Origin of the sequence: Micromonospora sp. NPDC049679, assembly GCF_040659735.1 — a bacterium.
Classification (GTDB): domain Bacteria; phylum Actinomycetota; class Actinomycetes; order Mycobacteriales; family Micromonosporaceae; genus Micromonospora_I.
Window position 1 is genome coordinate 32110 of the sequence record NZ_JBFANZ010000008.1, and the last position, 26145, is coordinate 58254.

23 protein-coding genes are annotated in these 26145 nt (G+C 72.2%); 14 read left to right on the forward strand and 9 right to left on the reverse strand.

The features are described from left to right. Window positions 1–22: 22 nt before the first annotated feature. From AB0J06_RS07610 to AB0J06_RS07625, 4 genes are all read right to left on the reverse strand, one after another. A complete protein-coding gene (locus tag AB0J06_RS07610; RefSeq protein WP_357425765.1) occupies window positions 23–148 on the reverse strand; it encodes a hypothetical protein in 126 nt (41 codons plus the stop codon). A 52-nt stretch (window positions 149–200) separates the two neighbouring features. After that, window positions 201–995: a DNA-formamidopyrimidine glycosylase family protein gene (locus tag AB0J06_RS07615; RefSeq protein WP_357425767.1), complete on the reverse strand. Its 795-nt coding sequence runs from the start codon at window positions 993–995 to the stop codon at window positions 201–203. A 54-nt stretch (window positions 996–1049) separates the two neighbouring features. Further along, a complete protein-coding gene (locus AB0J06_RS07620; RefSeq protein WP_357425769.1) occupies window positions 1050–1289 on the reverse strand; it encodes a CPCC family cysteine-rich protein in 240 nt (79 codons plus the stop codon). Between the two features lie 71 nt (window positions 1290–1360). After that, complete coding sequence (locus AB0J06_RS07625) at window positions 1361–2149, reverse strand: SAM-dependent chlorinase/fluorinase (RefSeq protein WP_357425771.1); 789 nt, start codon at window positions 2147–2149, stop codon at window positions 1361–1363. 149 nt (window positions 2150–2298) lie between these two features. Between AB0J06_RS07625 and AB0J06_RS07630 the strand changes: the two genes are divergently transcribed. Then, on the forward strand, window positions 2299–3225 hold the full coding sequence (locus tag AB0J06_RS07630; protein ID WP_357425773.1) for an LLM class F420-dependent oxidoreductase: 927 nt from the start codon (window positions 2299–2301) through the stop codon (window positions 3223–3225). 140 nt (window positions 3226–3365) lie between these two features. Then, window positions 3366–3902 carry an alpha/beta fold hydrolase gene (locus AB0J06_RS07635; RefSeq protein WP_357425775.1) on the forward strand — a complete coding sequence of 179 codons (537 nt, stop codon included), beginning with the start codon at window positions 3366–3368 and terminating at the stop codon, window positions 3900–3902. Here the strand turns inward: AB0J06_RS07635 and AB0J06_RS07640 are convergent. Continuing rightward, window positions 3885–8465, reverse strand: a complete 4581-nt coding sequence (locus AB0J06_RS07640; protein ID WP_357425777.1) for an ATP-dependent helicase — start codon at window positions 8463–8465, stop codon at window positions 3885–3887. The two genes, AB0J06_RS07635 and AB0J06_RS07640, sit on opposite strands and share 18 nt — an antisense overlap. A 181-nt stretch (window positions 8466–8646) precedes the next feature. Between AB0J06_RS07640 and AB0J06_RS07645 the strand changes: the two genes are divergently transcribed. Further along, complete coding sequence (locus tag AB0J06_RS07645) at window positions 8647–9048, forward strand: hypothetical protein (protein ID WP_357425779.1); 402 nt, start codon at window positions 8647–8649, stop codon at window positions 9046–9048. Window positions 9049–9194: 146 nt separating this feature from the next. Here AB0J06_RS07645 and AB0J06_RS07650 read toward each other — a convergent pair whose 3' ends face one another. Further along, complete coding sequence (locus AB0J06_RS07650) at window positions 9195–9707, reverse strand: GNAT family N-acetyltransferase (protein ID WP_357425781.1); 513 nt, start codon at window positions 9705–9707, stop codon at window positions 9195–9197. A 287-nt stretch (window positions 9708–9994) separates the two neighbouring features. Here AB0J06_RS07650 and AB0J06_RS07655 point away from each other — a divergent pair, with 287 nt between their 5' ends. The 4 genes from AB0J06_RS07655 (at window position 9995) to AB0J06_RS07670 (ending at window position 15128) form a co-directional block, all read left to right on the forward strand. After that, entirely contained in the window at window positions 9995–11494 is a 1500-nt protein-coding gene (locus AB0J06_RS07655) for a M28 family metallopeptidase (RefSeq protein ID WP_357425978.1), read from the forward strand. A 238-nt stretch (window positions 11495–11732) separates the two neighbouring features. Next, window positions 11733–13067, forward strand: coding sequence for a hemolysin family protein (locus AB0J06_RS07660; protein WP_357425783.1), 1335 nt, complete (start codon window positions 11733–11735; stop codon window positions 13065–13067). Next, complete coding sequence (locus AB0J06_RS07665) at window positions 13064–14125, forward strand: hemolysin family protein (RefSeq protein ID WP_357425785.1); 1062 nt, start codon at window positions 13064–13066, stop codon at window positions 14123–14125. The genes AB0J06_RS07660 and AB0J06_RS07665 overlap by 4 nt, the downstream gene beginning before the upstream one ends. A gap of 22 nt (window positions 14126–14147) precedes the next feature. After that, window positions 14148–15128: a sporulation protein gene (locus AB0J06_RS07670; protein WP_357425787.1), complete on the forward strand. Its 981-nt coding sequence runs from the start codon at window positions 14148–14150 to the stop codon at window positions 15126–15128. A gap of 200 nt (window positions 15129–15328) precedes the next feature. On the opposite strand, the gene leuE is transcribed toward AB0J06_RS07670, so the two are convergent. Both leuE and AB0J06_RS07680 read right to left on the reverse strand, forming a co-directional pair. After that, window positions 15329–15997 carry a leucine efflux protein LeuE gene (leuE, locus tag AB0J06_RS07675; protein WP_357425789.1) on the reverse strand — a complete coding sequence of 223 codons (669 nt, stop codon included), beginning with the start codon at window positions 15995–15997 and terminating at the stop codon, window positions 15329–15331. A 2-nt stretch (window positions 15998–15999) separates the two neighbouring features. Continuing rightward, on the reverse strand, window positions 16000–17244 hold the full coding sequence (locus AB0J06_RS07680; RefSeq protein ID WP_357425791.1) for a bifunctional pyridoxamine 5'-phosphate oxidase family protein/GNAT family N-acetyltransferase: 1245 nt from the start codon (window positions 17242–17244) through the stop codon (window positions 16000–16002). 39 nt (window positions 17245–17283) lie between these two features. Here AB0J06_RS07680 and AB0J06_RS07685 point away from each other — a divergent pair, with 39 nt between their 5' ends. Together AB0J06_RS07685 and AB0J06_RS07690 are read left to right on the forward strand one after the other, a co-directional pair. After that, entirely contained in the window at window positions 17284–18624 is a 1341-nt protein-coding gene (locus tag AB0J06_RS07685) for an aminotransferase class I/II-fold pyridoxal phosphate-dependent enzyme (RefSeq protein WP_357425793.1), read from the forward strand. Between the two features lie 29 nt (window positions 18625–18653). Further along, complete coding sequence (locus tag AB0J06_RS07690; protein WP_357425795.1) at window positions 18654–19319, forward strand: UdgX family uracil-DNA binding protein; 666 nt, start codon at window positions 18654–18656, stop codon at window positions 19317–19319. Window positions 19320–19390: 71 nt separating this feature from the next. Here the strand turns inward: AB0J06_RS07690 and AB0J06_RS07695 are convergent, their stop codons facing one another. After that, complete coding sequence (locus AB0J06_RS07695; protein ID WP_357425797.1) at window positions 19391–20551, reverse strand: glycoside hydrolase family 64 protein; 1161 nt, start codon at window positions 20549–20551, stop codon at window positions 19391–19393. A 168-nt stretch (window positions 20552–20719) separates the two neighbouring features. Here AB0J06_RS07695 and AB0J06_RS07700 point away from each other — a divergent pair, with 168 nt between their 5' ends. The 5 genes from AB0J06_RS07700 to AB0J06_RS07720 all read left to right on the forward strand — a co-directional run bounded on the left by AB0J06_RS07700 (window position 20720) and on the right by AB0J06_RS07720 (window position 25549). Then, on the forward strand, window positions 20720–21862 hold the full coding sequence (locus AB0J06_RS07700) for an acyl-CoA dehydrogenase family protein (RefSeq protein ID WP_357425799.1): 1143 nt from the start codon (window positions 20720–20722) through the stop codon (window positions 21860–21862). A 189-nt stretch (window positions 21863–22051) separates the two neighbouring features. After that, window positions 22052–23371 carry an MFS transporter gene (locus AB0J06_RS07705; protein ID WP_357425801.1) on the forward strand — a complete coding sequence of 440 codons (1320 nt, stop codon included), beginning with the start codon at window positions 22052–22054 and terminating at the stop codon, window positions 23369–23371. Between the two features lie 4 nt (window positions 23372–23375). After that, entirely contained in the window at window positions 23376–23576 is a 201-nt protein-coding gene (locus AB0J06_RS07710) for a DUF3046 domain-containing protein (RefSeq protein ID WP_357425803.1), read from the forward strand. Between the two features lie 209 nt (window positions 23577–23785). Next, on the forward strand, window positions 23786–24832 hold the full coding sequence (gene recA / locus AB0J06_RS07715; RefSeq protein ID WP_357425805.1) for a recombinase RecA: 1047 nt from the start codon (window positions 23786–23788) through the stop codon (window positions 24830–24832). Window positions 24833–24859: 27 nt separating this feature from the next. Beyond that, entirely contained in the window at window positions 24860–25549 is a 690-nt protein-coding gene (locus tag AB0J06_RS07720) for a regulatory protein RecX (RefSeq protein ID WP_357425807.1), read from the forward strand. The last annotated feature ends 596 nt before the right edge of the window (window positions 25550–26145 follow it).

Sequence of the window (26145 nt, forward strand, 5' to 3'; positions counted from 1 at the left end):
CGGCGGCCGGCCTGATGGCGGACTACATCCTCACCGTGTCGGTGTCGGTCGCCTCCGGCATCGCCGCGATCACCTCGGCCCTGCCGACGTTGCGGCCACTGACGGTGCCGATGCGCCTGGCGGTGATCGCGCTGCTGCTCGCCGGCAACCTGCGGGGCGTACGGGCCGCCGGAAACCTCTTCGCGGCCCCGACGTACGGGTCAGCCTGGACGGGGCTGGCAGCGCGGGCACCAGAAGGTGATCCGCTCATCCTGCTCGGCCTTCTCGATCAACGTCCCGCACCGGCGACAGGGGCGACCGCGGCGACCGTACACGTACGTCGTTTCGCCCTTGCGCAGGGAGCCGGTGGTGCTCTGCGTCCAGCGCCCGCGGTTGGCGGCGACCAGGCGCTGCCCCGCGGCCACGATGGTCGGCAGGTCGGCGACCTCGGCGACGGAGGTCCACGGCCAGACGCCGCGGAGGAACAGCGTCTCGGCCTTGTAGAGGTTGCCGATCCCGGCGAGGTTGCGCTGGTCGAGCAGGGCCTCGGCGATGCTCTGCCGCGGGTGGGCGGCGATCCGGCGCACCGCCTCGGCCGGGTCCCAGTCGGGGCCGAGCACATCGGGGCCGAGGTGTCCGACGAGGCGCTCCTCGTCGGCGCGCGGCACCAGCGCCAGGTCGTGCAGGTGGTAGCCGACGGCGACCGCGTCGGCCGTCCGCAGCACCACCCGGATCAGATGGGCCGGGCGGGCCCCCCAGCGCTCGCCCGGCGCGTACGCCCGCCAGGCCCCGTCCATCCGCAGGTGCGAGTGGAGCGTGTGGTCGCGGTCGCCGTCCGGGTGGCGCATCCGCAACAGCAGGTGCTTGCCGCGGCTCACCGCCTCCAGCACGGTCCAGCCGGCGAGATCGGTCGTGGCGAGCTGCGGCACCCGGAAGTCCGACGCGGTGAGCCGGCCGCCGGCGAGCGCACGGTGCAGCACGCGGGCGGTGTTCCAGACGGTATCCCCCTCAGGCACGCGTCCATCCTGCCCGTACGGTCCGGCGTCGCCCAGCCCGCCCCGCGTCGCGTCCTACGGGTATTCGTCGGGTCGCGGCGCGCGGACCATCTCCTGGTAGCGCAGGTGACTGGCACCGTAGATGGCGAAGTTGAGCCGGGCGTGCGAGAGACTCAGCTCCCCGTTGGCGCCGCCGATCACATCGCCGGCGGTGCGATCATCGGAGCCGTCGTCGGTCCAGAAACAGACCGGGCAGGTGGCGCACCCGGTCCGATAGCCGCAGCAGAGACATTGATCGACGACCGGCTGACCCACCCGGTAAGCCTTTCACAGCAACGTTTCCCCGTGTTGTCCGGATTCCACGATCCGGCGGGCGGCGTGGTCGCTCACCGCGTGGTGGTCACCCGCAGCAGGTCACCCGGGGTGACGGCGAGCACGACCGCCGCCCGGCCGCCGTTGACGGCGACCGCGACCTTTCCCGCCGAGTCGACGAAGACGACCAGGCCGCCGAGCTGCGTGGCCCCGAAGGTGGTACCGCGTACCGCGTGGAGCCCGCCGACGGTCAGCGCCGGGCCCAGCGCGTCGAGCGTCGGGCCGGGCGCCGCGAGCTGCACATTGCCGAACCGGTCGACGGTCAGCACCTCCGCTTCCAACCACCCGTCGCCGACCGCGACCACCGGCTCAGGGAGCCGGACCAGGATCCCCGGGTCGACGGCGGGCCCCGCGTCGACCAGGTCGGCGCCGGCCGCCAGCCGGGCGGCGACGGGGGCGAAGATGTCGCGGCCGTGGAAGGTGCGGGACACGTCGGGCGCGAACCAGTCGGGGTTCACCAGTTCGACGGCGCCGTCGACGCCGCCCAGCGCGTCAGCGGCCCACGGCAGCAGTCCGTTGTCGGGACCGACGAGCAGGCCGCCGGGGGCGCGGATCGCGATCCCGCGCCTGGCGGTGCCCACCCCCGGATCGACGACGGCGACGTGGACGGCGGGCGGCAGGTGCGGGACGGTCTGCGCGAGCACCGCCGCGCCCCGGGCCACATCGCCCGGCTTCACGCCATGCGTCACGTCGATGACCCGGACGGTGGGGGCCAGCCGGGCGATCGCGCCGTGGCAGGCCGCGACGAAACCGTCGGAGAGCCCGTAGTCGGTGGTGAAGCTGATCCACGCGTAGCCGCCCATGACGGAACGCTAGCGTGATCTCCCTGCGCGTGCCGGGTCCGCGGGCCCGTTGGCGCCGACACGGCACCGGCCGAGCCCGCCTCGTTTGTGCTCCCGGCGATGCCCGCGCCGCCGGCACCGTCACCGGTCCGAGCTGACAGGATTGGCACATGCGGCTGTGCATCATGACCGAGCCTCAGCTCGGCGCGTCCTACGACGATCTGCTGCGGATCGCCCGGCGCACCGAGGAGTGCGGCTTCGAGGGTTTCTTCCGCTCAGACCACTATCTGACCTTCGAGGGCAGCGGCCTGCCCGGCTCCACCGACGCGTGGCTGACCCTGGCCGCGCTCGCCGTGCAGACGTCGCGGATCCGGCTCGGCACACTGGTCAGTTCGGCGACGTTCCGGCTCCCCGGGCCGTTGGCGATCAGCGTCGCGCAGGTCGACGCGATGAGCGGTGGACGGGTGGAGTTGGGGCTCGGCACGGGCTGGTTCGAGGCCGAGCACCGGGCGTACGGGATCCCCTTCCCGCCGTTGCGGGAGCGCTTCGACCGCCTCGCCGAGCAACTCGAGGTCATTACCGGGCTCTGGTCGACCCCGCTCGGCGAGACCTTCTCCCACCACGGACGCCACTACGACGTGGAGAACTCCCCGGGCCTGCCGAAGCCGGTGCAGTCGCCCTACCCGCCGGTGATCGTGGGCGGCACCGGCCTGACCCGCACCCCGGCGCTCGCGGCCCGCTTCGCCGACGAGTTCAACCTGCCGTTCGTCTCCGCGGCGGACGCCGCCGTCCGGTACGCGGCGGTGCGTCGCGCCTGCGAGGTCGGCAACCGGCAAGCTCCGCTGGTGCTGTCGGCCGCGGTGACCGTCGTGTGTGGACGGAGCGACGCGGAGCTGCGACGCCGGATCGACGCGATCGGCGCGGATCCCGAGGCGCTGCGCGCCGGGGGCGGCGTCGTGGGGACGCCGGGGGAGGTCGTGGAACAACTGCGGGAGTACGCGGCACATGGCGCGTCCCGCTTCTTCCTGCAGGTCCTCGACCTGGCCGACCTGGACCACCTGGACCTGATCGCGTCCGAGGTGGCCCCGCAGCTCTGAGCCCTGCCCGTGGACCGATCCCGGTGACCCTGGGTGGCCGACGACTGGTCGAAGCGGCCCCCGCCGCGCCCGCACCCGCACCCGCGGCACGCCCGCGCACCGTCATCGCCGCCGCCCAACTCCCGGTAGCCTCGCCCGCGATGACCCGTGTGTTGCTCGTACCCGGAGTCAGCGCGCCCCTGCCGGAGCACTGGATGGCGCGGTGGAGCCGCGAGCGGCCCGACTGCCGCCCGGTGCGCCATCCGCCCAACGAGGACTACGACCTCCACGAGCGGGTAACCGCGCTGGACGCCGCCGTCGCCGCCACCGACGAGCCGGCGGTGCTTGTCGGGCACAGCGCCGGTTGCATCACGGTCGCCGCGTGGGCCGCCGAACACGATCGCCCGGTCTCCTCGGCGCTACTCGTCACCCCGCCCGATCTCGACCGCTGGGCGCTGCCCCGCACCGGCCCCCGGATCGGGATGCCCCGGCAGCGGCTCCCGTTCCCGGGCATCCTGGTCGCGAGCCGGACGGACGAACTCATGTCGTTCGCGCGCGCGGTGGTCTGCGCGCGGGACTGGGGCTGCGAACTGGTCGACGCGGGGGCGGTCGGGCACCTCAACACCGCGGCCGGATTCGGCCCGTGGCCCGCCGGAGAGACGCTGCTCGCCCGCCTGGTCTCAGCCGCGCAGGCGTAGCCCGCGCGGTGTGGCTCGGAACCCGGCCGCCGTGAGCGCGTCGCGCAGCGGCGAGGTGTGCACCGCCTCGCCGTCGGCGCGTTCCACCGAGATCGCCCCGAGGGCGCCGGAATGGACCGCGTCGGCGAGCGCCTTCGCCCCCACCGCCAGCGCGTCGTCGTCATCCACAAAGGACAACAGGGTTCGGCCGCCGCGCTCCACGTAGAGGGTCAGCTCGCCGGAGACGAGCACGACCAGCGCGCCCGCCTTGCGCCCGGCGCGGTGTCCGGTCGCCGCGGCCGCCCGGCCGTCACCGGAGTCGATCACCCGCTCGGGCCAGGGCAACGCCGCGCCGTACGGGTTGGCCGGGTCGGTGGCGGCGAGGACGAGTGTCGACCCGCTGGCGAGCCGGGTCGCGTCGACCGGCTCGGAGAGCGCCCGCAGCCGGTCCACCGCGCCCGGGACGGCGAACTGCGCCGCCCCCAGCCCTTCGACGAAGTAGCCACGGCGGGCGGCGCCCCGCTCCTCCAGGGCGGCGAGCACCGGATAGACGGCCGAGAACCCGCCGGTGACGCCTTCGGCGACCACCGCGCCACGGGTGACGACGCCGTGCCGTTCGAGCAGGCTGTCGGCGAGCGCAGCCGCGCGCCGCGTCGGGTCGTCGTCCCGGTCCGGCAGCCGTGACCACCGTCCGGCGACGGTCGGTGGACCGGTTCGCGACGGCATCGCCACCCGTCCGGGCCGCCGGAACCGGGTGCGGGGCGCCGCTCCGGTCTTCGTCCGGTGCGCGCCCCCGCCACCCAGCATCGCCCGGAGCGGCGCGATCGTGTCGTTGGTCAGCCAGCCCGCCCACACGAGGTCCCAGATCGCCGCGACCATCGCCGCGTCATCGGTGGCGCCCACCCGATCCGACAGCGACCGGAAGAACATCGCCTGCCCACCGTCGAGGGCGTCGAGGATGCCCTCGTGCAGCGGGGTCAGGGCCAGCGCCTCGTCGGGGACGGGGAGCAGCAGCGGGGCCGTGTCGACGTAGGCGAGGGTGACCCAGCCGTCGCCGCCGGAGATCGAGCCGGATCCGGCCCAGAGCAGCTCGCCGCTGGCGCAGAGTTCGTCGAGGTAGGCCGGGGAGTAGTCGGCGACGCGGTTGGGCAGCATGAGCCGTTCCAGCGCCGAGGCGGGGACCGCCGCGCCCTGTAGCTGATCGATGGCCGCGGCGACCGCCTCGACGCCCCGGGCGGAGGAGCCGACCTGCTGCCAGCGCGAGAGGAACCGGGCCAGCACCCGTGGCGGCACCGGCTCGATCTCCCGGCGCAGCGCGGCCAGCGACCGGCGGCGCAGCATCCGGAGCACCTCGGCGTCGCACCATTCGGTGCCGGCGCCGCCGGGGGAGAACTCGCCGGAGACGACGCGGCCGGTCGCGGCGAGCCGGCGCAACGTCTGCTCGACGACGAACACCCCGAGCCCGAACCGGGCCGCGCAGGTCGCCGCCGCGAACGGGGCGTGCGTCCGGGCGTAGCGGGCGATCAGATCGCCGAGGGGATCGGCGACCGGCTCGACGTACGCCTGCGCGAGCCCGACCGGCAGCGCGACGCCGAGCGCGTCGCGGACCCGGCCGGCGTCCTCGATGCCGATCCACCGCTCCTCGCCGGCGATGCGCACCCGCAGCGCGCGTCGCGCGGCCTCCAGATCGGCGAGCCAGGCGGCGGAGGCGCCGCGCGTCTCGAGCTCGGCGGTCGAGAGGTCGCCGAGGAGGCGCAGCAGCTCCACGGCGTCCTCGGCGTCTCGCGGGCGCCGCTCCTCGGTCAGCCACTGCAACTGGCGTTCGGTCTCGCTCACCACGGCCGGGTCCAGCAGCTCGCGCAGGTCGACCCGCCCGAGCAGCTCGCCGAGGAGCGCCGAATCGAGAGCGAGGGCCGCGGCGCGTCGCTCGGCCAGCGGCGCGTCGCCCTCGTACAGGAACGCGCCGACATAGCCGAAGAGCAGCGACCGGGCGAACGGCGACGGCCGGGGCGTCTCCACCTCGACCAGCCGCACCTTGCGGGCGGCCAGGTCGCGCATCAGCCCCGAGAGACCGGGTACGTCGAAGACGTCCTGCAGGCATTCGCGGGCGGCTTCGAGCGTGATCGGGAAGTCCGCGTATTCGCGTGCCACGTCGAGCAGTTGCGCGGCGCGTTGGCGCTGCTGCCACAGCGGCTGACGGCGGCGCGGATCACGGCGCGGCAGCAGCAGCGCGCGGGCGGCGCATTCGCGGAAGCGCGAGGCGAACAGCGCCGAGCCGCCGACCGCCTCCTCCACGATCTGCGCGATCTCGTCGGGGTCGAACGCGACGAGATCGGCGCCGGGCGGCTCTTCCGCCATGTCGGGAAGGCGGACGACGATCCCGTCGTCGGCCGGCATCACCTGGGCGTCCACGCCGTACCGTTCGGCCAGGCGACGCCCCACCGCCAGGGCCCACGGACCGTTGATCCGGGCGCCGAGGACACAGTGGACGGCCAGTCGCCAGTCGCCGAGCTCGTCGCGGAAGCGCTCGACGACGACGGTGCGGTCGTCGGGGAGCGCCCGGGTCGCCTCGCGCTGCTCCCGCACGTAGGCGACGAGGTTGCTCGCGGCCCAGTCGTCGAGGCCTCCCTCGCGCAGCGCCGCGGTCGCCGCCTCGTCGTCCTGCCGCGCGATGCCGCGCAGCCGGGCCCCGATCGCCCGCCCCAGCTCGACCGGGCGCCCCAACTGGTCGCCCTTCCAGAACGGCATCCGGGCCGCCTGACCCGGCGCGGGGGAGACGAGCACCCGGTCCGGGGTGATGTCCTCGATGCGCCAGGAGGTCGAACCGAGCAGGAAGACGTCGCCGACCCGCGACTCGTAGACCATCTCCTCGTCGAGCTCGCCCACCCGCGCGGCGCGCTCCGCGCCCGACAGGAAGACCCCGAACATGCCCCGGTCGGGGATGGTCCCGCCGCTGGTGACGGCGAGGCGTTGCGCGCCGGGGCGGCCGGTCAGCAGGTCGGCGGCACGGTCCCAGACCAGCCGGGGACGCAGCTCGGCGAAGGCGGTCGACGGGTAGCGGCCGGAGAGCATGTCGAGCACCGCGTGCAGCGCCGAGTCCGGCAACTCGGCGAAGGGCGCCGCCCGGCGGATGAGGACGGCCAGATCGCCGACGTTCCACTGGTCGAGCGCGACCATCGCGACGATCTGCTGGGCCAGCACGTCGAGGGGGTTGCGCGGGTAGCGCAACTCCTCGATCGCGCCGTCGGTCATCCGTCCGGCCACCACGGCGCAGGAGACCAGGTCACCGCGGTGCTTGGGAAAGACCACGCCCCGCGAGACCGCACCGACCTGGTGCCCGGCCCGGCCGACCCGCTGCAACCCGGCGGCGACGCTCGGCGGGGCCTCGATCTGCACGACCAGGTCGACGGCGCCCATGTCGATGCCGAGCTCCAGGCTGGAGGTGGCGACCACGGCCGGGAGCTGCCCCGATTTGAGCGCTTCCTCGATGTGCTTGCGCTCCTCGCGGGAGACGCTGCCGTGGTGGGCGCGGGCGATAACCGGTGCCGCCCCGGTGGCCGCCCCGGACTGCGCCATGATCTCCGCGGGCAGGCGGCCGGGGGGCGGCGCGCCGCGTGGCCCGGGCGGGCGGGTGGGCGCCGTGCCGTCAGCGAGTTCGGCCCGCTCGACGGCCAACTCGTTGAGGCGTGCGCAGAGCCGCTCGGCGCCGCGCCGTGAGTTGGTGAAGACGATCGTGGAACGGTGGCTGTTGATCAGCTCATAGACCCGCTCCTCGACGGCGGGCCAGATCGACGGTCGACGCGGACCGCCCAGATCGTCGTCGCCCGGCGCGTTCTGCTCGTCGAGGCGGGTCATGTCCTCCACCGGAACCTGCACGCTGACCTCGATGGTCTTGGCGGCGGCCGGTTGGACGATCTCGACCGGGTGGGAGCCGCCGAGGAAGCGGGCGGTCTCGTCGATCGGCCGCACGGTGGCCGAGAGGCCGACCCGCTGGGCCGGCCGCGGCAGCAACTCGTCGAGGCGCTCCAGCGAGAGCGCCAGGTGGGCACCGCGCTTGGTGCCGGCCACCGCGTGCACCTCGTCGACGATCACCGTCTCCACGCCGCGCAGCGAATCCCGCGCCGCGGAGGTGAGCAGCAGGAACAACGACTCGGGGGTGGTGATCAGAATGTCGGGCGGGGTCTTCGCGAAGGCCCGCCGCTCGTCGGCGGGGGTGTCGCCGGTGCGCATGCCGACCGTGATCTCCGGCTCGGGGATGCCCAGCCGGGTGGCGGCGTGCCGGATGCCGGCGAGCGGAGCGCGCAGGTTGCGTTCGACGTCGACGGCGAGCGCCTTGAGCGGGCTGACATAGAGCACCCGGCAGCGCTGGCGTGGCTCCGCCGGAGCCGGCTCACGGGCCAGTCGGTCCAGCGACCAGAGGAACGCGGCCAGCGTCTTGCCGGAACCCGTCGGGGCGACCACCAGCGCGTTGCGTCGCGCTCCGATCGCCCGCCACGCTCCCACCTGGGCATCCGTGGGCGCGGCGAAGGCGGCGGCGAACCACTCCCGCGTCGCCACCCCGAACCGCTCCAGCACGTCCGCCATGCCTCAATCCTGCCTGGCGGGTTCGACATCGCCCCATACGCGTGGCGGACATAACGCTGCCGGACATCACCTTTAAGTCGCCGTTTTCCTGCCGATCTGGATCGTAGAATGTAACTACTTGCCGGTTTGCACTGTATGGAGTAGCTTCGCCGGCAACCGGGTGGTACGGAGGGGGACCGGAATGACCGGTGTTGAGCGGGGGTTCCAGCACGACACGGACGTTCTGGTCCGGCTGGTCGACAGCCAGCTCGCGATCCTGCGTAACCGGTGTCGCGGTGCTGACCTCGCGCTCGCCGACGCCATCGCCGCCTCGCTGCGCGAGTTGATCGTCTGCACGACCCGGGCGAGCGCGGTCGACCGGGCGCGGGTCCGGGCCGGCGTGCACTACTTCGTGCTGCGCGAGGGGCGCCCCGGGCGCCGGGGCGGGCGCTCGCTCAGCGCCGACCAGCGAGTCGTCAACGAGATCGCGTTGCGCCTCGGCCGCCCCGACCTGGTGGTCGCCGACCTTGCCGTCGACGCTCTCGCCGGCGCTGTCCCGGGCGCTGCCCGCCCCGTCGATCAAGGGCTTCTTCACACGGTTTGATCTCCGATCGTGTGAATATCTCCGTGATCGGCGCGCTATTCCTTGATCGACCTCGAGCCGTACGTGGTGGCCACGCTCGACTTCGGCATCGCGTACGAGCAGGCCGTGGTCGAGTGGTTCGACCGGCTTCCGCCGGCGATCACGGGCTAGCCGGGCAGGCGGTAGACGGGGGAGTGGGCGCCCTCGTACTCGATGATGTCGGTCGCGACCAGGCCGGCGCGCTCGGCGACCCGGCGGGATGGTTCGTTGGTCTGGTTGATCAGCGCGACCACCGGCGGGCCGCCCGGCCGCCGCCCGAACTCGATCGCCGCCTTCGCCACCTCCAGCGCGTAGCCCTGCCCCCAGGCGCGGGGGCTGAACCGGTAGTAGAGGTTCAGCACGGCCTCGCCGTCGAGGTCCTTGTGGCGCAGCCCGCCGAAGCCGAGCACCGCGCCGTCCTCCGCGCGCAGCACCGTCCAGTAGCCGAAGCCGTGCCGCTCCCAGTGCGCGATCCAGTCGGTGAGCAGCTGCCGGCTCTGCTCCAGCGAGGTGGGGCCGGACGGGTTGTAGCGGTTGGTGGCCGGGTCTCCGTGCACCTCGTGTACGGCGTCGAGATCCTCGGCCACGGGTCGGCGCAGCACCAGCCGCTCGGTGCGCAGTTCGGCGGTATCGGCGTTCATGACGTGGAGCGTAGCGGGTGGTAACGACCAATAGGCCTAGGGGCCACTTACGAGCCGCGCCGGCTGGGCGAGTCGGAACGGCCGTCGTTATTCGGATCATCTGACGATTTCGACGTCTCGCTATTGCCTGGCCAACCCGTGGTGGTGAGCCTGCCGAAAGGCGTCCGTCGAATTTTGGACGACCGCCTCCGGCACACTCACCGGTGACGCCGGATCCGCCACTCCCACACCCCCGGGGAGGACATGTGAGATCCCGCCTGCTCGCGGCCGCCGGTGCCGCGACCCTCATCGCCGTCGGCGCCCTGACGGCTGCCGCACCGGTCGCCGCGGCCAGCGTCGCGCCGACCGCGGCACCCGCCGCGCCACCAGATATCGCGCTCGCGAACGTCAAGGCGCACCTGACACAGTTCCAGTCGATCGCCACGGCCAACGGCGGCAACCGGGCGCACGGCCGTCCCGGCTACCTGGCCTCGGTCAACTACGTGAAGGCGCAACTCGACGCGGTCGGCTACACCACCACGGTGCAGTCGTTCACCTACGGCGGCGCCACCGGCTACAACCTGATCGCCGATCGGCCCGGCGGCGACCCCAACAGCGTGCTGATGGCCGGCGCGCACCTCGACAGCGTCACCGCCGGACCCGGCATCAACGACAACGGCTCCGGCTCAGCCTCCATCCTGGAGGTGGCGCTCGCGGTGGCCCGTACCGGATTCCAGCCGGAGAAGCACCTGCGCTTCGGCTGGTGGGGCGCGGAGGAGTTGGGCCTGCGCGGGTCGCAGTACTACGTCACGAACCTGCCCGCCAGCGAGCGGTCGAAGATCAAGGGCTACCTCAACTTCGACATGGTCGGCTCGCCCAACGCCGGCTATTTCGTCTACGACGGTGACAACTCCGACGGCGTGGGCTCGGGCCCCGGGCCGGCCGGCTCCGCACAGATCGAGCAGACACTGCAGGCGTACTTCACCTCCATCGGCGTCCCCACCCGCGGCACCGACTTCGATGGCCGGAGCGACTACGGCCCCTTCATCAACGTGGGCATCCCGGCCGGCGGCACCTTCACCGGCGCCGAGGGGATCAAGTCCAGCACCCACGCCTCGCTCTGGGGTGGCACCGCGGGCGCCGCCTTCGACCCCTGCTACCACCGCTCGTGCGACACCTCGTCCAACATCAACGACACCGCGCTGAACCGCAACGCCGACGCCGTCGCGTACGCCGTCTGGAGCCTGGCCGGGGCGGCGCCGCCACCCGGGACGACGGTCTACAGCGACACGTTCGAGACCGCGACCGGCTGGACGGCCAACCCGTCCGGCACCGACACGGCCACGCTCGGGCAGTGGGAGCGCGGGGACCCGGCGGCCACGAGCTCCGGTGTCGTCACCCAGCTCGGCGCGACGGTGAGCGGCAGCTTCGACCTGGTGACCGGGGCACCGGCCGGGAGTAGCGCCGGGGCGTATGACCTGGACGGCGGGGTCAGCAGCATCCGGTCCCCGGCGATCACGCTGCCGGCCAGCGGGACGTTGACCCTGACGTTCTCCTGGTACCTGGCCCACCTCAACAACGCGACCAGCGCCGACTACCTGCGTGTACGGGTGGTGGGCGCGAGCACGACGACGGTGCTCGACCAGGTGGCGGCGGCATCCGATCGCGCTGCCGCGTGGCAGGTGGCCAGCGCGAACATCTCAGGGCACGCGGGACAGAGTATCCGGATCCTGGTGGACGCGGCCGACGCCTCGGGCGCCAGCCTCGTGGAGGCCGCCATCGATGACGTGAAAATCACTCAGAGCTGAGGTGTACGGTGGACCGGTCCGCCCCGCCCGCATCGTCGAGCGGGTCCGGACCGGTCGCCGGGTCCTGTCGCATCGGACGCGGTGCACTTCCGCGCACCGGCTTTCAGCAATTTTCCAGCGTCGCTGGATAGAATCCGACCATGATTTCCGCTCCTGCCCAGGAGGGCAGCAGTAGCCGGCCGGGTAAGACCCGGCCCCGCACGCACCGTTCATCGATCCGCGGAGCGCTGAGCCACCCGTGTTGATCCTGTTCGGCCTCCTCATGATCATTCTGCTCACGGTGGCGACCGGTTACTTCGTCGCCCAGGAATTCGGCTACGTCGCGGTTGACCGCGGCAAGCTGCGCAAGTTGGCGGACGACGGGGACGTGGCCGCCGCCCGGGCACTCACCGTCACCGGCCGGCTGTCGTTCATGCTTTCCGGCGCCCAACTCGGCATCACCGTCACCGCGCTGCTGGTCGGCTACGTCGCCGAACCGTTCCTCGGCGCCGGCCTCGCCGACCTGCTCGGCACGGCCGGCGTCTCGCAGTCGCTCAGCCTGCCGCTCTCGGTCGGGCTGGCGCTGGTCATCTCGACCATCGTGCAGATGGTGCTCGGCGAGCTCGCGCCCAAGAACCTGGCCATCGCCCGCGCCGAGTCCCTCGCCAGGGCGCTCAGCCGCTCCACGCTGATGTACATGGCCGTGGCCGGACCGGTGATCCGCATGTTCGACGTGGCCTCCACCCGGCTGCTGCGTCGCGTCGGCATCGAGCCGATCGAGGAGCTGCCCAGCGGTGCGACCGCGGAGGACCTCGAGCAGATCATCGCCGAGTCGCGGGAGGAGGGGCATCTCAACACCGCGATGTCCGATCTGCTCGACCGGGGTCTCGACTTCCGCCAACTCAGCGCCGACGAGGTGATGGTGCCCCGGGTGGACGTGCACACCGTGCGGGCCGACGAACCGCTGACCCGCATCGTCGAGCTGCTCGACACCGGCCACTCCCGCTTCCCCGTGCGCGGGGCCGAGGGGGTCGACGACGTGGTCGGCGTCGTCGGCATCTCCGACGTGCTCGCCGTACCGCCCGCGGAGCGTGGCACCACCCTGGTCGCGTCCGTGATCACCGCACCGCTGCTCGTGCCGACGACGCTGCCGCTGCCCGCGGTCCTGGACCGGCTCCGCAAGGGGCACCGTCAGCTGGCGTGCGTCGTCGACGAATACGGCGGCTTCGCCGGGGTGATCACCCTGGAGGACATCGCCGAGGAGCTGGTGGGTCCGATCCGCGACGAGGACGACCCGCCCGAGCCGACGCCGACCCGACAGGATGACGGGTCGTGGCTGGTGCCGGCGCGCTGGCGGATCGACGAGGTCGCCGACACCACCGGCATCGAACTGCCCGAGGCGCCCGAGTACGACACCCTCTCCGGCCTCGTGATGCGCGAGCTCGGCCGGGTGCCACAGGTCGGTGACCGCATCTCCATCGATCTCGGCGACATGGCTCACGCTGACGGGGACGCGATGCCCCGCGCCCTCATCCAGGTGATCTCGGTCGATCGGCACGTCGCCGACTCGGTCCGGGTGGAGGTGATCGCATGAACTTCACCCCCCTGCTGATCTCCGTGGTGCTGCTCGCGCTCAACGGGTTCTTCGTGGCCGCCGAGTTCGCTCTCGTGGCCAGCAAGCGCTACCGCCTCGAGCAGGCCGCCGCCGGCGGCAGCCGGGCCGCGCGCGCCGCCGTCGAGGCCTCGCGCGAGCTCTCGCTCATGCTGGCCGGCGCGCAGCTCGGCATCACCGTCTGCACGCTGGGGCTCGGCGCGCTCGCCGAACCCGCGATCGAGCGGCTGCTCAGCCCGCTGCTGACCGCGGTCGGGCTGCCGACCACCGCCAGCCACGTCATCGCGTTCCTCTTCGCCCTGGTCGTCGTGGTCTTCCTGCACCTCGTGGTGGGGGAGATGGCGCCGAAGTCGTGGGCCATCACCGACCCCGAACGCTCCGCGTTGCTGCTCGCCCTGCCGTTCCGGGCCTTCGCCCGGGTGGCCCGGCCGGTCCTCTCGCTGCTCAACGCCCTCGCCAACACGACCCTGCGGCTGTTCAAGGTGCAACCGCACGAACAGCTCGCCCAGGTGCACGGGCCGGAGGAGCTGCGGATGCTGCTCGAGGCGTCGCGCGAGCACGGGCTGCTCCCCGCCGACCAGCACGCGATGCTGGCCAGCATGCTGCAACTGCAGCGCACCACGGTCGGCGACATCATGGAGCCGATCGACCGGCTCGTCGCCGTACGGGCGCGCGACGGCGCCGACCGGATCGAGGCGCTGTCCCGCGACAGCGGCCGCTCCCGGCTCGGCGTGCTGGACGACGCCGGCGCGCTCGTCGGTGTCGTGCACGTCCGCGAGGCGGTCCGGGCCACCACCCTCGGTCGGAGGGTGACCGCGGGTGAGCTGATGAGTGGGGCGTTCACCGTGCCGATCACCGCGACGGTGACCGAGGGTGTTGCCGCTATGCAGGCCGACCAGGCACAACTCGCCCTCGTGGCCAACGGCGCCGGCAGCGACCGGCCCGTGGGCTTCGTCGCGCTCGAGGACCTGCTCGAAGAGGTCATCGGCGAGTTCGACGACGAGACCGACGCCGTACCGCGCGGTCGGCGGATGCGATGACCGATCAGCACACGACAGGAGGATGACCCGCGTGGTCTTCAAGAAGATGATGCGGCGGTTCGGTGTGGGCGGCCCGTCCGTCGACACCGTCCTGACCAACCCGAACACCCGGCCGGGCCTCGCGCTGCAGGGCCTGGTCAACATCGTCGGCGGCGACCACGACGTGGTCATCGAGCACGTGGCGCTCGGCCTGGTGACGCGGGTCGAGGTGGAGAGCGGCGACAGTCAGTACGACAGCACGGTGGAGTTCCACCGGGTGCCGGTGGCGGGTACGTTCACGCTGGCAGCGGGGGAGCAGCGGCAGATCCCGTTCACCTTCCCCGTGCCGTGGGAGACCCCGGTCACCGACGTCTACGGTCAGCGCCTGCCCGGCATGACCATGGGCCTGCGTACGGAGCTCGCGGTCGCCAAGGCGGTCGACAAGGGTGACCTGGACGCCGTCTTCGTGCACCCGCTGCCGGCGCAGGAGCGGATCCTGGAGGCGTTCAACCGGCTCGGCTTCCGGTTCAAGAACGCGGACCTGGAGCGCGGCCGGATCCAGGGTGTGAACCAGACGCTGCCGTTCTACCAGGAGATCGAGTTCTGGCCGGCGCCGCAGTACGCCAACGGGATCAACGAGCTCGAGCTGACCTTCGTGACCGACCCGCACGGCGTGGACGTGATCCTGGAGTTCGACAAGCGCGGCGGGTTCTTCACCGGCGGGCATGACAGCTTCGGCCGGTTCCGGGTCGACCACGCTTCGGTCGACCAGACCGACTGGGCCGCGGTGGTGGACGGCTGGGTACGCCAGGCGACCGAGCGTTACGCCGGCTTCCGCGCCAGCCACGGCTACGGTCCGGGCATGCACGGCGGCCACGGGAAGAGCGGCGGGCACGGCCGTGGCATGGGCGCGGGCGGGATGGTCGCCGGTGCGGCGGGCGGCCTGCTCGGCGGCATGATGCTCGGCGCGGCGATGGACGACATGTTCGATGGTGGCGGCGACTTCGGCGACTTCGGCGAATAGCCACATCGGTTCCGCGATGAACAGCCCCGGGCTCCTGGAGTCCGGGGCTGTTCGCGTTCCGGCGGGTCGCGCGGTCGATCAAGGACTTGCGCGTCGATCAAGGGGGTATTCACACAATTGAAGATCAAACCGTGCGCATACGTCCTTGATCGACGGGGAGAGCCGCGACGGGGGGGCGATGGGGCGCGCCGCGAGGGGGGTCAGCCGATGCTGGCGGTGGCTAGCTTGAGGCTGAAGCCGAGGAAGAGCACGCCGATGCCGGTGGTCACGCCCACGGCGAGGCGCTGGCGCTGGCGGAACTGCATCGCCAGGTAGGTGCCGGCGAAGATCAGCACGGACAGGTAGACGGCGCTGAACAGCTGCAGGATCGACCCGAGCAGCAGGAACGACAGCGCCGGGTAGGGGTAGGTCGGGTCGACGAACTGGATGAAGAAGGAGATGAAGAAGAGGATCGCCTTCGGGTTGAGCAGGCTGATCACCGCGGACCGCCGGAACGGGTTCCGCATGGTCGCCGGCTCGGCGGCGTCGATGAGGCGCGGGGTGCTCGGGTCCTTGCGGTCGCGCCAGCGCCGCCAGGCGCCGCGCAGCAGGCTGAACCCCACGTAACCGAGGTATGCCGCGCCGGCGAACTTGACCACGAAGAAGATCGGTGGGTACGCCTTGAGCAGGGACGCCACCCCGGCGGCCGAGAGCACCATGAGCACGGCGTCGCCGAGGAACACCCCCGCGGCCGCCTGGTACCCGGCGCGCACGCCCCGCCGGGCCGCGGTCGAAAGCACGAAGAGCGAGTTCGGCCCGGGCAGCAGGATGATCGCGGCGGTGCCCACCACGTAGGTCCAGAAGTCGGTGATCCCCAGCACGGAAGACATCGTCACGCCGCCCCGGCCCGCGCGTGAAGCATTTCCCGCAGTCTGACCTGTGCGTTCGGCCACTCGTCGACGATCATCGAGTACTGCGCGGTGTCCCGCCACGATCCGTCCGGACGCTGCCGGTGCATCCGCAGGACCCCCTCGCGGCGCGCGCCGAGCCGCTCGATGGCCCGCTGTGAGCGCTCGTTGCGGATGTCGGTGTGCCACACCACCCGCTGCGCGCCGAGTTCCTCGAAGGCCCGGGTGAGCAGCAGCAGTTTCGCTTCGGTGTTGATGCCGGTGCGCCACCACGGGCTGCCGAGGATGGTGTGCCCGATGGCGATCGAGCGGCTCGTCTCGTTGATCTCGTAGTACGAGGTGGTGCCGACGATCTCCCCGGTGACCGCGGAGCGCTGGACCCAGGGCAACCGCTCGCCCCGGTGCTCGGCGCGGAGCGCGTCGGCGACGATGGCGGCGAGTTCGTCGCGGTCCCGGGGCTCCCGGTGCCCGAGGTGCTGCCACACCTGCGGGTCGCGGGTGGCCGCGTAGAGGCCGTCGACGTGCGTCATGTCGAGGGGTTCCAGGATGGCGTGCGCCCCGGCGAGCGGCGCCGCGGTGAACCACGGCGAGCGGGGGGCCCGCAGGTAGTCGGGGAGCGGGACGGTGACCCCCGCGTCGGGCTCGGGGGCGCCGGGCACGAGGCGCAGCGGTACGACGCCGGCCCAGTGCGGCAACGCGTGATCCTCGGGTTCCTCGTTGACGCCGCCGACCCGCGCCTTGACGGAGACCTCGTGCAGTGGCAGGGCCAGCACCGCGGTCTCGGCGAGTTCCCTGCGGGTCGGCGGCCGGCTGTCGGCGGCTCGTCCCCGCCCGACCTTTTCCACCAGGGCTGTCATCGCGGCCGTCTTCTCGGTCTCGTCGGTGACCAGCCGGGCGGTGCCGTGGGCGATGACCGAGCGGTAGTTGGCGCTGTGGTGGAACTGCGAGCGCGCGTAGACCAGGCCGTCGAGGAGCGTGACGGTGAGGCAGACCGCCAGCCCCTGCGGATCGCGGGCGGCGAGCAGTGGCCGGCTTCCGGTGGAGCCGTGCAGGTAGACCGTGTCGCCGACCCGTACGTGCAGCGTGGGCAGGATGCGGGGCTCGCCGTTGACGGTGAAGCCGACGGCGCAGTGCAGGGCCTCGTCGAGGATCGCGTGCGCCGCCGCCTGCTCGTAGCCGATCCGTCCCCGGTCGCGCATCGCGGTGGTGCGCTCGGTCTTCGCGTACATGTCGACATCCCAGCTTTGTTCTAGTACGATATGCTAACTGTGACAGCACATTATCAGATCTCTGGGCGTACGGCGGTCGAGATTTCGGCCAGCATCGAGGCGGGCGTGCGCACCGACCACCTCCCCGCGGGCACTCCGCTGCCCGCCGTCCGGTCGCTCGCCGGGGAGCTCGGCGTGAGTCCGGCGACGGTGGCGAAGGCGTACCAGGCGCTGCGCCAGCGCGGCGTCGTCGAAACCGCCGGCCGTAACGGCACGCGGGTGCGTCACCGCCCGCCCGTCGCGGCGATCCGCTCCGCGCTGCGGCTGCCCCCGCCGCCCGGCGCGCTCGATCTGTCGGCCGGCGACCCCGATCAGCGGCTGCTCCCGTCGCTCGCGCCGCACTTCGGCGCGCTCGCCGCCGAGGCCGGCGCCCCGGTGGGCTACGCCGACGCCGGCGTCCTGCCCGACCTGGAAGCCCTCGCCCGGCAGCGGCTCACCGCCGACGGTGTGCCCGCCGACGCGATCACGGTCACCGGAGGGACGCTCGACGGCATCGACCGGCTGCTCGCCGCCACGCTGCGACCCGGGGACAAGGTCGCGCTCGAGGACCCGGGCTGGGCCAACCTGCTCGACCTGGTCGCCGCGCTCGGCCTGGAACCCGTCCCGGTGCCGGTCGACGACGACGGACCCACCGAGGAAGGGCTGCGCAACGCGCTCGCGGCCGGCGCCCGCGCGCTCGTGGTGACGACGCGGGCGCACAATCCCACCGGAGCGGCGCTGACCCGCGCCCGGGCCGCGGCGTTGCGGACCGTGCTCGCCGCGCACCCCGAGCTGCTGCTCATCGAGGACGACCACGCGGCCGAGCTTTCGCCCGTACCCCTGCACTGCCTCGCCGGCGCGACGCGCAGCTGGGCGTTTCTCCGCTCGGCCAGCAAGCCCTACGGCCCCGACCTGCGGCTGGCGGTGCTCACCGGCGACGAGGCCAGCGTCGCCCGCGTCGCCGGCCGGATGCGGGTCGGACCCGGCTGGGTCTCCACCGTCCTGCAGCGCCTGCTGCTGCGGCTCTGGCAGGACCCGGCGACGGGCGCGGCCGTGGCGACGGCGCGCGACAGCTATGAGTGGCGCCGCAGGTCGCTGCGCTCGGCACTGACCGCCCGGGGTCTGGCGAGCCACGGCCGCACCGGAATCAACATCTGGGTCCCGGTCCCGGACGAGACGCAGGCCGTGACCGCGCTGCGCGACGCCGGCTACGCGGTCGCGCCCGGCGCCCTCTACCGCCTCGCGTCCCGGCCCGCCATCCGGATCACCGTCAGCCCGCTCGCCGACGAGCAGATGGAGCCGCTGGCCGACGCGGTGGTCCGGGCCGTCGGCGGTGCGGCGCCGGGGGCCTTCAGCGCGTGACCCCGGCGGTACGGGGTAGAACTTCTTCCATGGCCGAGACCGAGACCCCGCCCGGCGCGCAGAGATTCATCCCCGCCGACGCCGCCAGCCTCGACGATCTGCGGGGCGCCGCCCCCGGGTGCCGGGGCTGCGAGCTGCACTCCGACGCCACGCAGGTGGTGTTCGGCCGGGGTGACGCCACCGCGCGGGTGGTGATGGTCGGCGAGCAGCCCGGTGACCTGGAGGACCAGAAGGGGCTGCCCTTCGTCGGGCCGGCCGGGCGACTGCTGCGCACGGCGGTCGGCGACGCCGGGATCGATCCGGGCCAGGTCTACCTCACCAACAGCGTGAAGCACTTCCGCTTCCAGCTGCGTGGCAAGCGTCGGATCCACCAGACCCCCGACCGCGTCCACATCGTCGCCTGCCGCCCCTGGCTGGTCGCCGAGTTCGCGCTGCTGCGACCCGACGTGATCGTGGTGCTCGGGGCGACGGCGGCGAAGGCGCTGCTCGGCCCGTCGTTCCGGGTGACCCGGTCGCGCGGGGTGCCGCTGCCCTGGCCCGACTCGGCGCAGCGGGCCCAGGACTTCCCGATCGGGCCGGCGCAACTGGTCGCCACCATCCATCCATCGGCGGTGCTGCGCGCCGACGACCGCGACACGGCCTACGACGGACTGGTCGCCGATCTCACCGTCGCCGGGCGGCTGCTCGCGGCCTGACCCCCGGCCCCTGAGTGGGGATCTCGCGCCCGCCCGCATCCGCCCGGCGCGAGATCCTCACCTCGCGTGGGCTACGCGCCGAACGGGGTCAGCGTCACGGTGAACGCGGTCGGTGCCAGATCCTGCACGTACGAGGCGAAGTCGACCACGTCGTCGAAGGCGAAGCCGTACGCCTTGCCGTCGACGGTGTTGTCGTGCAGCGCCTTCGCGTAGTGGTTGCTCACCGGGTGGCGGTAGAAGCCGGCCGGATCGGTCGTCGGCTGGGTCGGCTGGTCGCGCAGGGTGGAGCGGTTGAAGGCGGCGCCCAGGATCGCCGCGACCGGGCCGGTGATGCCGTCGTTCGGCGCGGCCAGCGCGCCGTCGCAGAAGAAGACGTCCCGGGTGCTCGGGCGCCGTACGGGGGCGACACCACGATCGAAGACGAGCTGCCCGCCGGTGACCCGGCCGGTGAAGGCGCCGGCGTTGGTGGTCACCCGCAGATCGGTGCCGGCGTAGCGGGCCCACACCTCGTTGACGTAGCCGTCGTAGTAGGTGGGTGAGAAGAGGCCGCTGTCGATGCCGTGACCGGGGGCGATGACCCGCAGGCGGTCGCCGACGACCAGCCGGGCGAAGTCGGGCTGCGCGGCGATGGCGTCGAAGATCCGGTCCCGGCCGCCGCTGACCAGGGCGCCGGTGGTCTGCGTGCTGTTGCCGGCGAGTCGGATGGCGAGCGGGATGCTGAACATGTCGACGGCCGTGGTGTTGCAGAACATGCCCGCGCCGTTGAACGTGAACTCGACGCAGTCGTGCAGGACGGCGTAGTTCGGATCGCTGGCGACCCAGCCGGCGGGGTACTGCAGGGCGGGGCGGCCCGCGCCGTCACTGACCACCTTGAACTTCAGCTTCTGCCCGATGGAGAAGTAGACCCGGCCGGACATGTTGGGCAGGCTCAGGCTGGTGTCGCCGTTGCCGGAGAGCGGGACCGACAGGTCGGCGAAGCCGTCGGGGCCGTTGTCGGAGAGTTGACAGGGGCTGAAGACGCCGCCGTTCTTCACGTAGCCCTGCCGGCCGGTGGGGTCCACGCCGACGACGTACATCCAGATCTGGCTGTTGGCGAAGCGCCGGGTGTTGTTGACGACCGTCATGGGCAGGGCGGTCGCCGCGTCCGCCCGGGACAGGAACGCCGAGGCGACCAGGGGTGCGCCGGCCGTGACGGCGAGGGCGCCGCCGAGCAGGGTCCTTCTCGTGAGCATCAAGAAGTGCCTTTCGTGGGGGAATAGGGTCAGTGAGAGCGCTCTCTGCGGCCCCATAGTTACGGTCTTATGAATGCCTGTCAATCCCTTGACCCACCGGACGCCGTTACCGGTTCGTTGAGATCGACCCGTTTCGGCAGCCCGGTGCGGCAGTGCAGACTGAGCCGCATGGAGCAGCACCTCTACGAGCCGGTACACGATGAGTTCCGGGCACTGTGCCGCGCGTTCCTCGCCCGCGAAGCCGTTCCCCATCACGGCCGGTGGGAGGCCGAGGGCATCGTCGACCGGGAGGTCTGGCGCAAGGCGGGCGCGGCCGGGCTGCTCGGCATGGACGTCGACTCCGAGTACGGCGGGGGAGGGGAGCGCGACTTCCGCTTCAACGCGGTCCTCGCGGAGGAGGTCGTCGCGGCCGGCTGCTCCGGGCTCGGATTCGGGCTGCACAACGACGTGGTCGCCCCCTATCTGACCGAGCTCACCACCGATGACCAGCGCAAGCGGTGGCTACCCGGCTTCTGCTCCGGCGACATCGTCACGGCCATCGCGATGAGCGAGCCGGGAGCCGGCTCCGACCTCGCCGGCGTCCGCACCACCGCCGTCCGGGACGGCGACTCGTACGTCCTCAATGGGCAGAAGACCTTCATCACCAACGGGGACATGGCCGACCTGGTGGTCGTGGTGGCGAAGACCGCGCCGGACCGGGGGTCGCACGGAGTCAGCCTGATCGCCGTCGAGCGGGGCACGGCCGGTTTCACCCGGGGTCGGCGGCTGGAGAAGATCGGGCTGAAGGCCAACGACACCGCCGAACTCTTCTTCGACGACTGCCGCGTCCCCGCCGACAACCTGCTCGGCACGGAGAACCACGGCTTCTACCACCTCATGGCCAACCTGCCCCGCGAGCGGCTCAGCATCGCGGTCGCCGCCGTCGCCGTCGCTGAGCGGCTGCTCGCGATCACGCTCGACTACGCCCGGTCGCGGGAGGCGTTCGGCCGGCCGATCGGTGCGTTCCAGCACAACCGTTTCCTGCTGGCCGAGCTCGACACCGAGATCACCATCGCGCGCACCTTCGTCAACCACTGCGTGCGCGAGTTCGACGCGGGCCGGCTCTCCGTGGTCGACGCGGCGAAGGCCAAATGGTGGACCACCGAGCTGCAGAACAAGGTCGCGGACCGCTGCGTGCAACTGCACGGCGGCTACGGCTACATGCTCGAATACCCGGTGGCGAAGGCGTGGCTGGACAGTCGCGTCCAGACCATCTACGGCGGCACCACCGAGATCATGAAAGAGATCATCGGCCGCAGCCTCAACCTCTGACCGCCACCCGCACACCCGCCGCCGCGCGATCACGCGCGATCACGCGCGATCACGCGCGGTCTTGTGCGTCGATCAAGGACGTATTCGCATGAGTCGATCTCCTGGCGTGTGAATACGTCCTTGATCGACGGAGGAGTCCTTGATCGACGGGGGGAGGGTGAGTCCGCGCCGTCGCACCGGAGGAGACGCATGATCCCGTCCACCGCCGCACCCACCCGCGACCCCGTCGGCGCTGACGGCCACGTTGCCGCAGTCGTGCAGCGGCGTACCCTCCGGTTGCTCGTCGCCACCCAGATCATCGGCGGCATCGGCATCACCACCGGCCTCTCCGTGGGCGCGCTGCTCGCCGCCCGGCTGGCCGGCACCGGCATCTCCGGCCTGGCCCAGAGCGCCGGGGTCGTGGGGGCCGCCCTGCTCGCCGTCCCCGTCACCCGGCTGATGAACGTCCGCGGTCGGCGTCCCGGGCTGGCCCTCGCGTACGCCGTCGGGGCGGCCGGCGCCGCGCTCGTGGTCGCCGCCGCGGTCACCCGCTGGGTGCCGCTGCTCTTCCTCGGCATGCTGCTCTTCGGCGGTGGCACCGCGGCCAGCCTGCAGGCCCGCTACGCCGCCGTCGACCTGGCGGAGCCGCGACGGCGGGCCCGACAGCTCTCGCTCGTCGTCTGGGCGACCACGATCGGGGCGGTCACCGCGCCGCATCTCGCCGCGCCCGCCGACGCCGCCGTGCACGATGTCGGGCTACCGCCGCTCTCCGGCCCGTTCGTGTTCAGCGCCGTCGCGTTCCTCCTCGCCGGCGGCGTACTCCTGGTCTTTCTCCGTCCTGACCCGCTGCTGACCGCGCGGCACGCCGCGGCGGGCGCCGGACCGGCGCCGGTCGCCGCCGCACCCGCTCTGCGGACGGCGCTGCGTGCCGTCGCGGCCCGGCCCGCCGCGCGGCTCGGCATCGCCGCCGTAGCGGTCGGCCATCTGGTCATGGTCGCGGTGATGGCGATGACCCCGGTGCACCTCGGCGAATCCCACAGCGATGCCGACGTCCTGCGCGTGGTCGGCATCGTGCTGAGCCTGCACATCGCCGGCATGTACGCCCTGTCGCCGCTGGTCGGCTGGCTCACCGACCGACTGGGCCGACGTCCGGTCATCCTCGGCGCCGTCGCGTTGCTCCTCGCCGCGTCCGGGGTCGCCGGCACCGCCGGTCATGACGTGACGCGGCTCTCGCTGGGGCTGGTCCTGCTCGGCCTCGGCTGGTCCGGCACGATGGTTGCGGGCTCGACGTTGCTGTCCGAGTCGGTCCCCGCCGAGATACGTCCCACAGTGCAGGGTCTCTCCGACCTGGTGATGGGGCTGGCCGGGGCGGCGGCCGGCGCGGTCAGCGGGTTTATCGTCCTGCTGGTCGGATATCCCGTGCTCAACCTGCTCGCCGCGATCGCCACCGTGCCGCTGGTGGCGCTAGCGTTGCGGCCATTGCCGACGGCGTCGCGCCGGTCGGCAGCGGAAACGGGGACCGAGGGGTGACGCAGTGCGGCTGACGGACTTCTGGACGCGGCTGGAGCAGACGTTCGGGCCTGGATACGCCGCGAGCATCGCCGCCGACCAGGTGCTGCCGCAGCTCGGTGGCCGCACGATCGAGCAGGCGCTGGCCGCCGGCGAGCAGACCGTGGTGGTCTGGCGGGCGGTGGTGGCGGCCTATCCGGACCGGGTGCCGGCCCGGTTGCGCTGACTCCCGGCCGGCGCGCTCCGTTCGTACGCCTGTTCTGGCGTGTTGCTTCTTGCGTCGTACACCTGTTCGGCTATTGTCCACACGGTGGTGCTTGTCCACAGCTCACGGCCTGGCGGCTGTTTTCTGTCGGACCCAGCGCCTAGCGTGTCCGCGTGAGCAGAAGTTCAGCGAAGACGCCCGCGAAGTCGGCGAATGTAGGGGTGGCAGCAATGGCGGCAGGGCCTGACCGGGAGAAGGCGCTCGACCTCGCTCTCGCGCAGATTGACAAGCAGTTCGGCAAGGGCTCCGTGATGCGGCTGGGTGAGCGGCCGGTCGTGCAGACCGCGGTGATCCCGACCGGCTCCATCGCGCTCGACGTGGCGCTCGGCGTCGGCGGGCTGCCGCGTGGCCGGGTGGTCGAGATCTACGGTCCGGAGTCGAGCGGTAAGACGACTGTCGCGCTGCACGCGGTCGCCAGCGCCCAGCGGGCCGGCGGCATCGCGGCGTTCATCGACGCCGAGCACGCGCTCGACCCGGAATACGCCAAGGCGCTCGGCGTCGACACGGATGCGATGCTGGTCTCCCAGCCCGACACCGGTGAGCAGGCGCTGGAGATCGCGGACATGCTGATCCGCTCCGGGGCGATCGACGTCATCGTCATCGACTCGGTCGCCGCCCTGGTGCCGCGCGCCGAGATCGAGGGCGAGATGGGCGACAGTCACGTCGGTCTGCAGGCCCGGCTGATGAGTCAGGCGCTGCGGAAGATCACCGGTGTGCTGAGCAACACCGGCACCACGGCGATCTTCATCAACCAGCTGCGCGAGAAGATCGGCGTCATGTTCGGCAGCCCGGAGACGACGACCGGTGGTCGGGCGCTGAAGTTCTACGCCTCGGTCCGGCTCGACGTGCGCCGCATCGAGAGCCTCAAGGACGGCACCGACGTCGTCGGTAACCGAACCCGCGTGAAGGTCGTGAAGAACAAGGTCGCGGCCCCGTTCAAGCAGGCCGAGTTCGACATCATGTACGGCAAGGGCATCTCCCGCGAGGGCTCCCTGATCGATGTCGGTGTCGAGCAGAGCATCATCCGCAAGTCCGGCGCCTGGTACACGTACGACGGTGACCAGTTGGGCCAGGGCAAGGAGAAGGCGCGCGAGTTCCTGAAGGAAAACCCCGACGTGGCCGCCGAGATCGAGAAGAAGATCCTCGAGAAGCTCGGTGTCGGGTCGGGTGCGACCGACGCGGCCGGCGGGCCGGAGCTGCCGCCGGTGGACTTCTGACGGTCGCGGAGTCGCGGAGTGTGATCGATGGCGGGACGACGGGGAGCGCGGTCGGGGCGGGGCTGGGATGCCGCCCCGGCTCGCGCCGGTACGTCCCGACGCGGACGGGCATCGCGCCCGTCGGAGTCGGACGACGAGGCGGCCGATTCCGGCGCCCGTGAGCCGCGGCCGGAGCAGCCCCGCGACGAGTCGGAGCTGGCGCGGGAGATCTGTCTGCGTCAGCTCGCGGTCCGACCGCGCACCCGCGCCGAGCTGGCGACCGCGCTGGCCCGGCGCGGGATCTCCGAGGAGGTCGCCGCAGGGGTGCTCGACCGTTACGACGAGGTCGGCATGATCGACGACGCGGCGTTCGCGCGGGCCTGGGTGGCGACCCGGCATCACGGTCGCGGCCTCGCCCGCCGGGCGCTCGCCAACGAGCTGCGGCAGCGGGGCGTCGACGCCGACACGGCCGTCGAGGCGCTCGACGAGATCGACGAGACCACCGAGGCGGCGACGGCGCGCGCCCTGGTCGACCGCAAGCTCAGAACGGCCACCGGCGCTCCCGACGCGGTGTTTCGCCGGCTGGTCGGCATGCTCGCACGCAAGGGCTACCCGCCGGGACTGGCGATCCGGGCGGTGAAGGACGCCCTGGCGGCGCAGAGCGCCGAGGCGGCCGAGTTCGCCGAGCACATCGACCCCGACGCGCTGGCCGACGCCGCCGACGAGACCAGGAGCTAGCCGGAAGACGCGCGAACGTTGCCGGACGGCGGGGCCGCGCCGGGTAACGTCGCGTTGGTGGAGGCGGCGGCGCGGCTCCTGGCCGATGAGCCCCCACAACGGCGCCACAAGGGCGGGCGGCGCCGCCGGTGCGCGGGTCCATGGAAGCGTTCCAGAACACGTCAGGATTGCGCTAAGGCGGGTGAGCTGGGGATGCGTGTTCTGATGCCGATCGTCCCGACTACCGCCGGATCATGGGTCCTTGACCGAACGGCCCCGCGCGACCTAGCCTCGCGTTACAACGAGAGTGTCCGACCACTGCAGGCCAAACGCACAACATAGATCGCGTAACAGTACGGCAACGGTTTGGTGCAGCTCAGCGGCCAGATAGGTCGTTACCGGACAGGCCGGTCCCGGAAACGACATCACATATCCGCCGGCACCGTCGGTCTGCTCGTACGCCGACAATGGAGTGCGTCGACAACGGTGACAGACCGTCAGCCGCCTCGGTCGGGCGTCTCAACAGCCGCAAGGTGTGCAGCAGGAGGGCAGAACTCTCCGGCGTCAGACGGTGGAGAGGAGGCGGCCATGACCGAGAGTCGAGAGTTCATCACCGG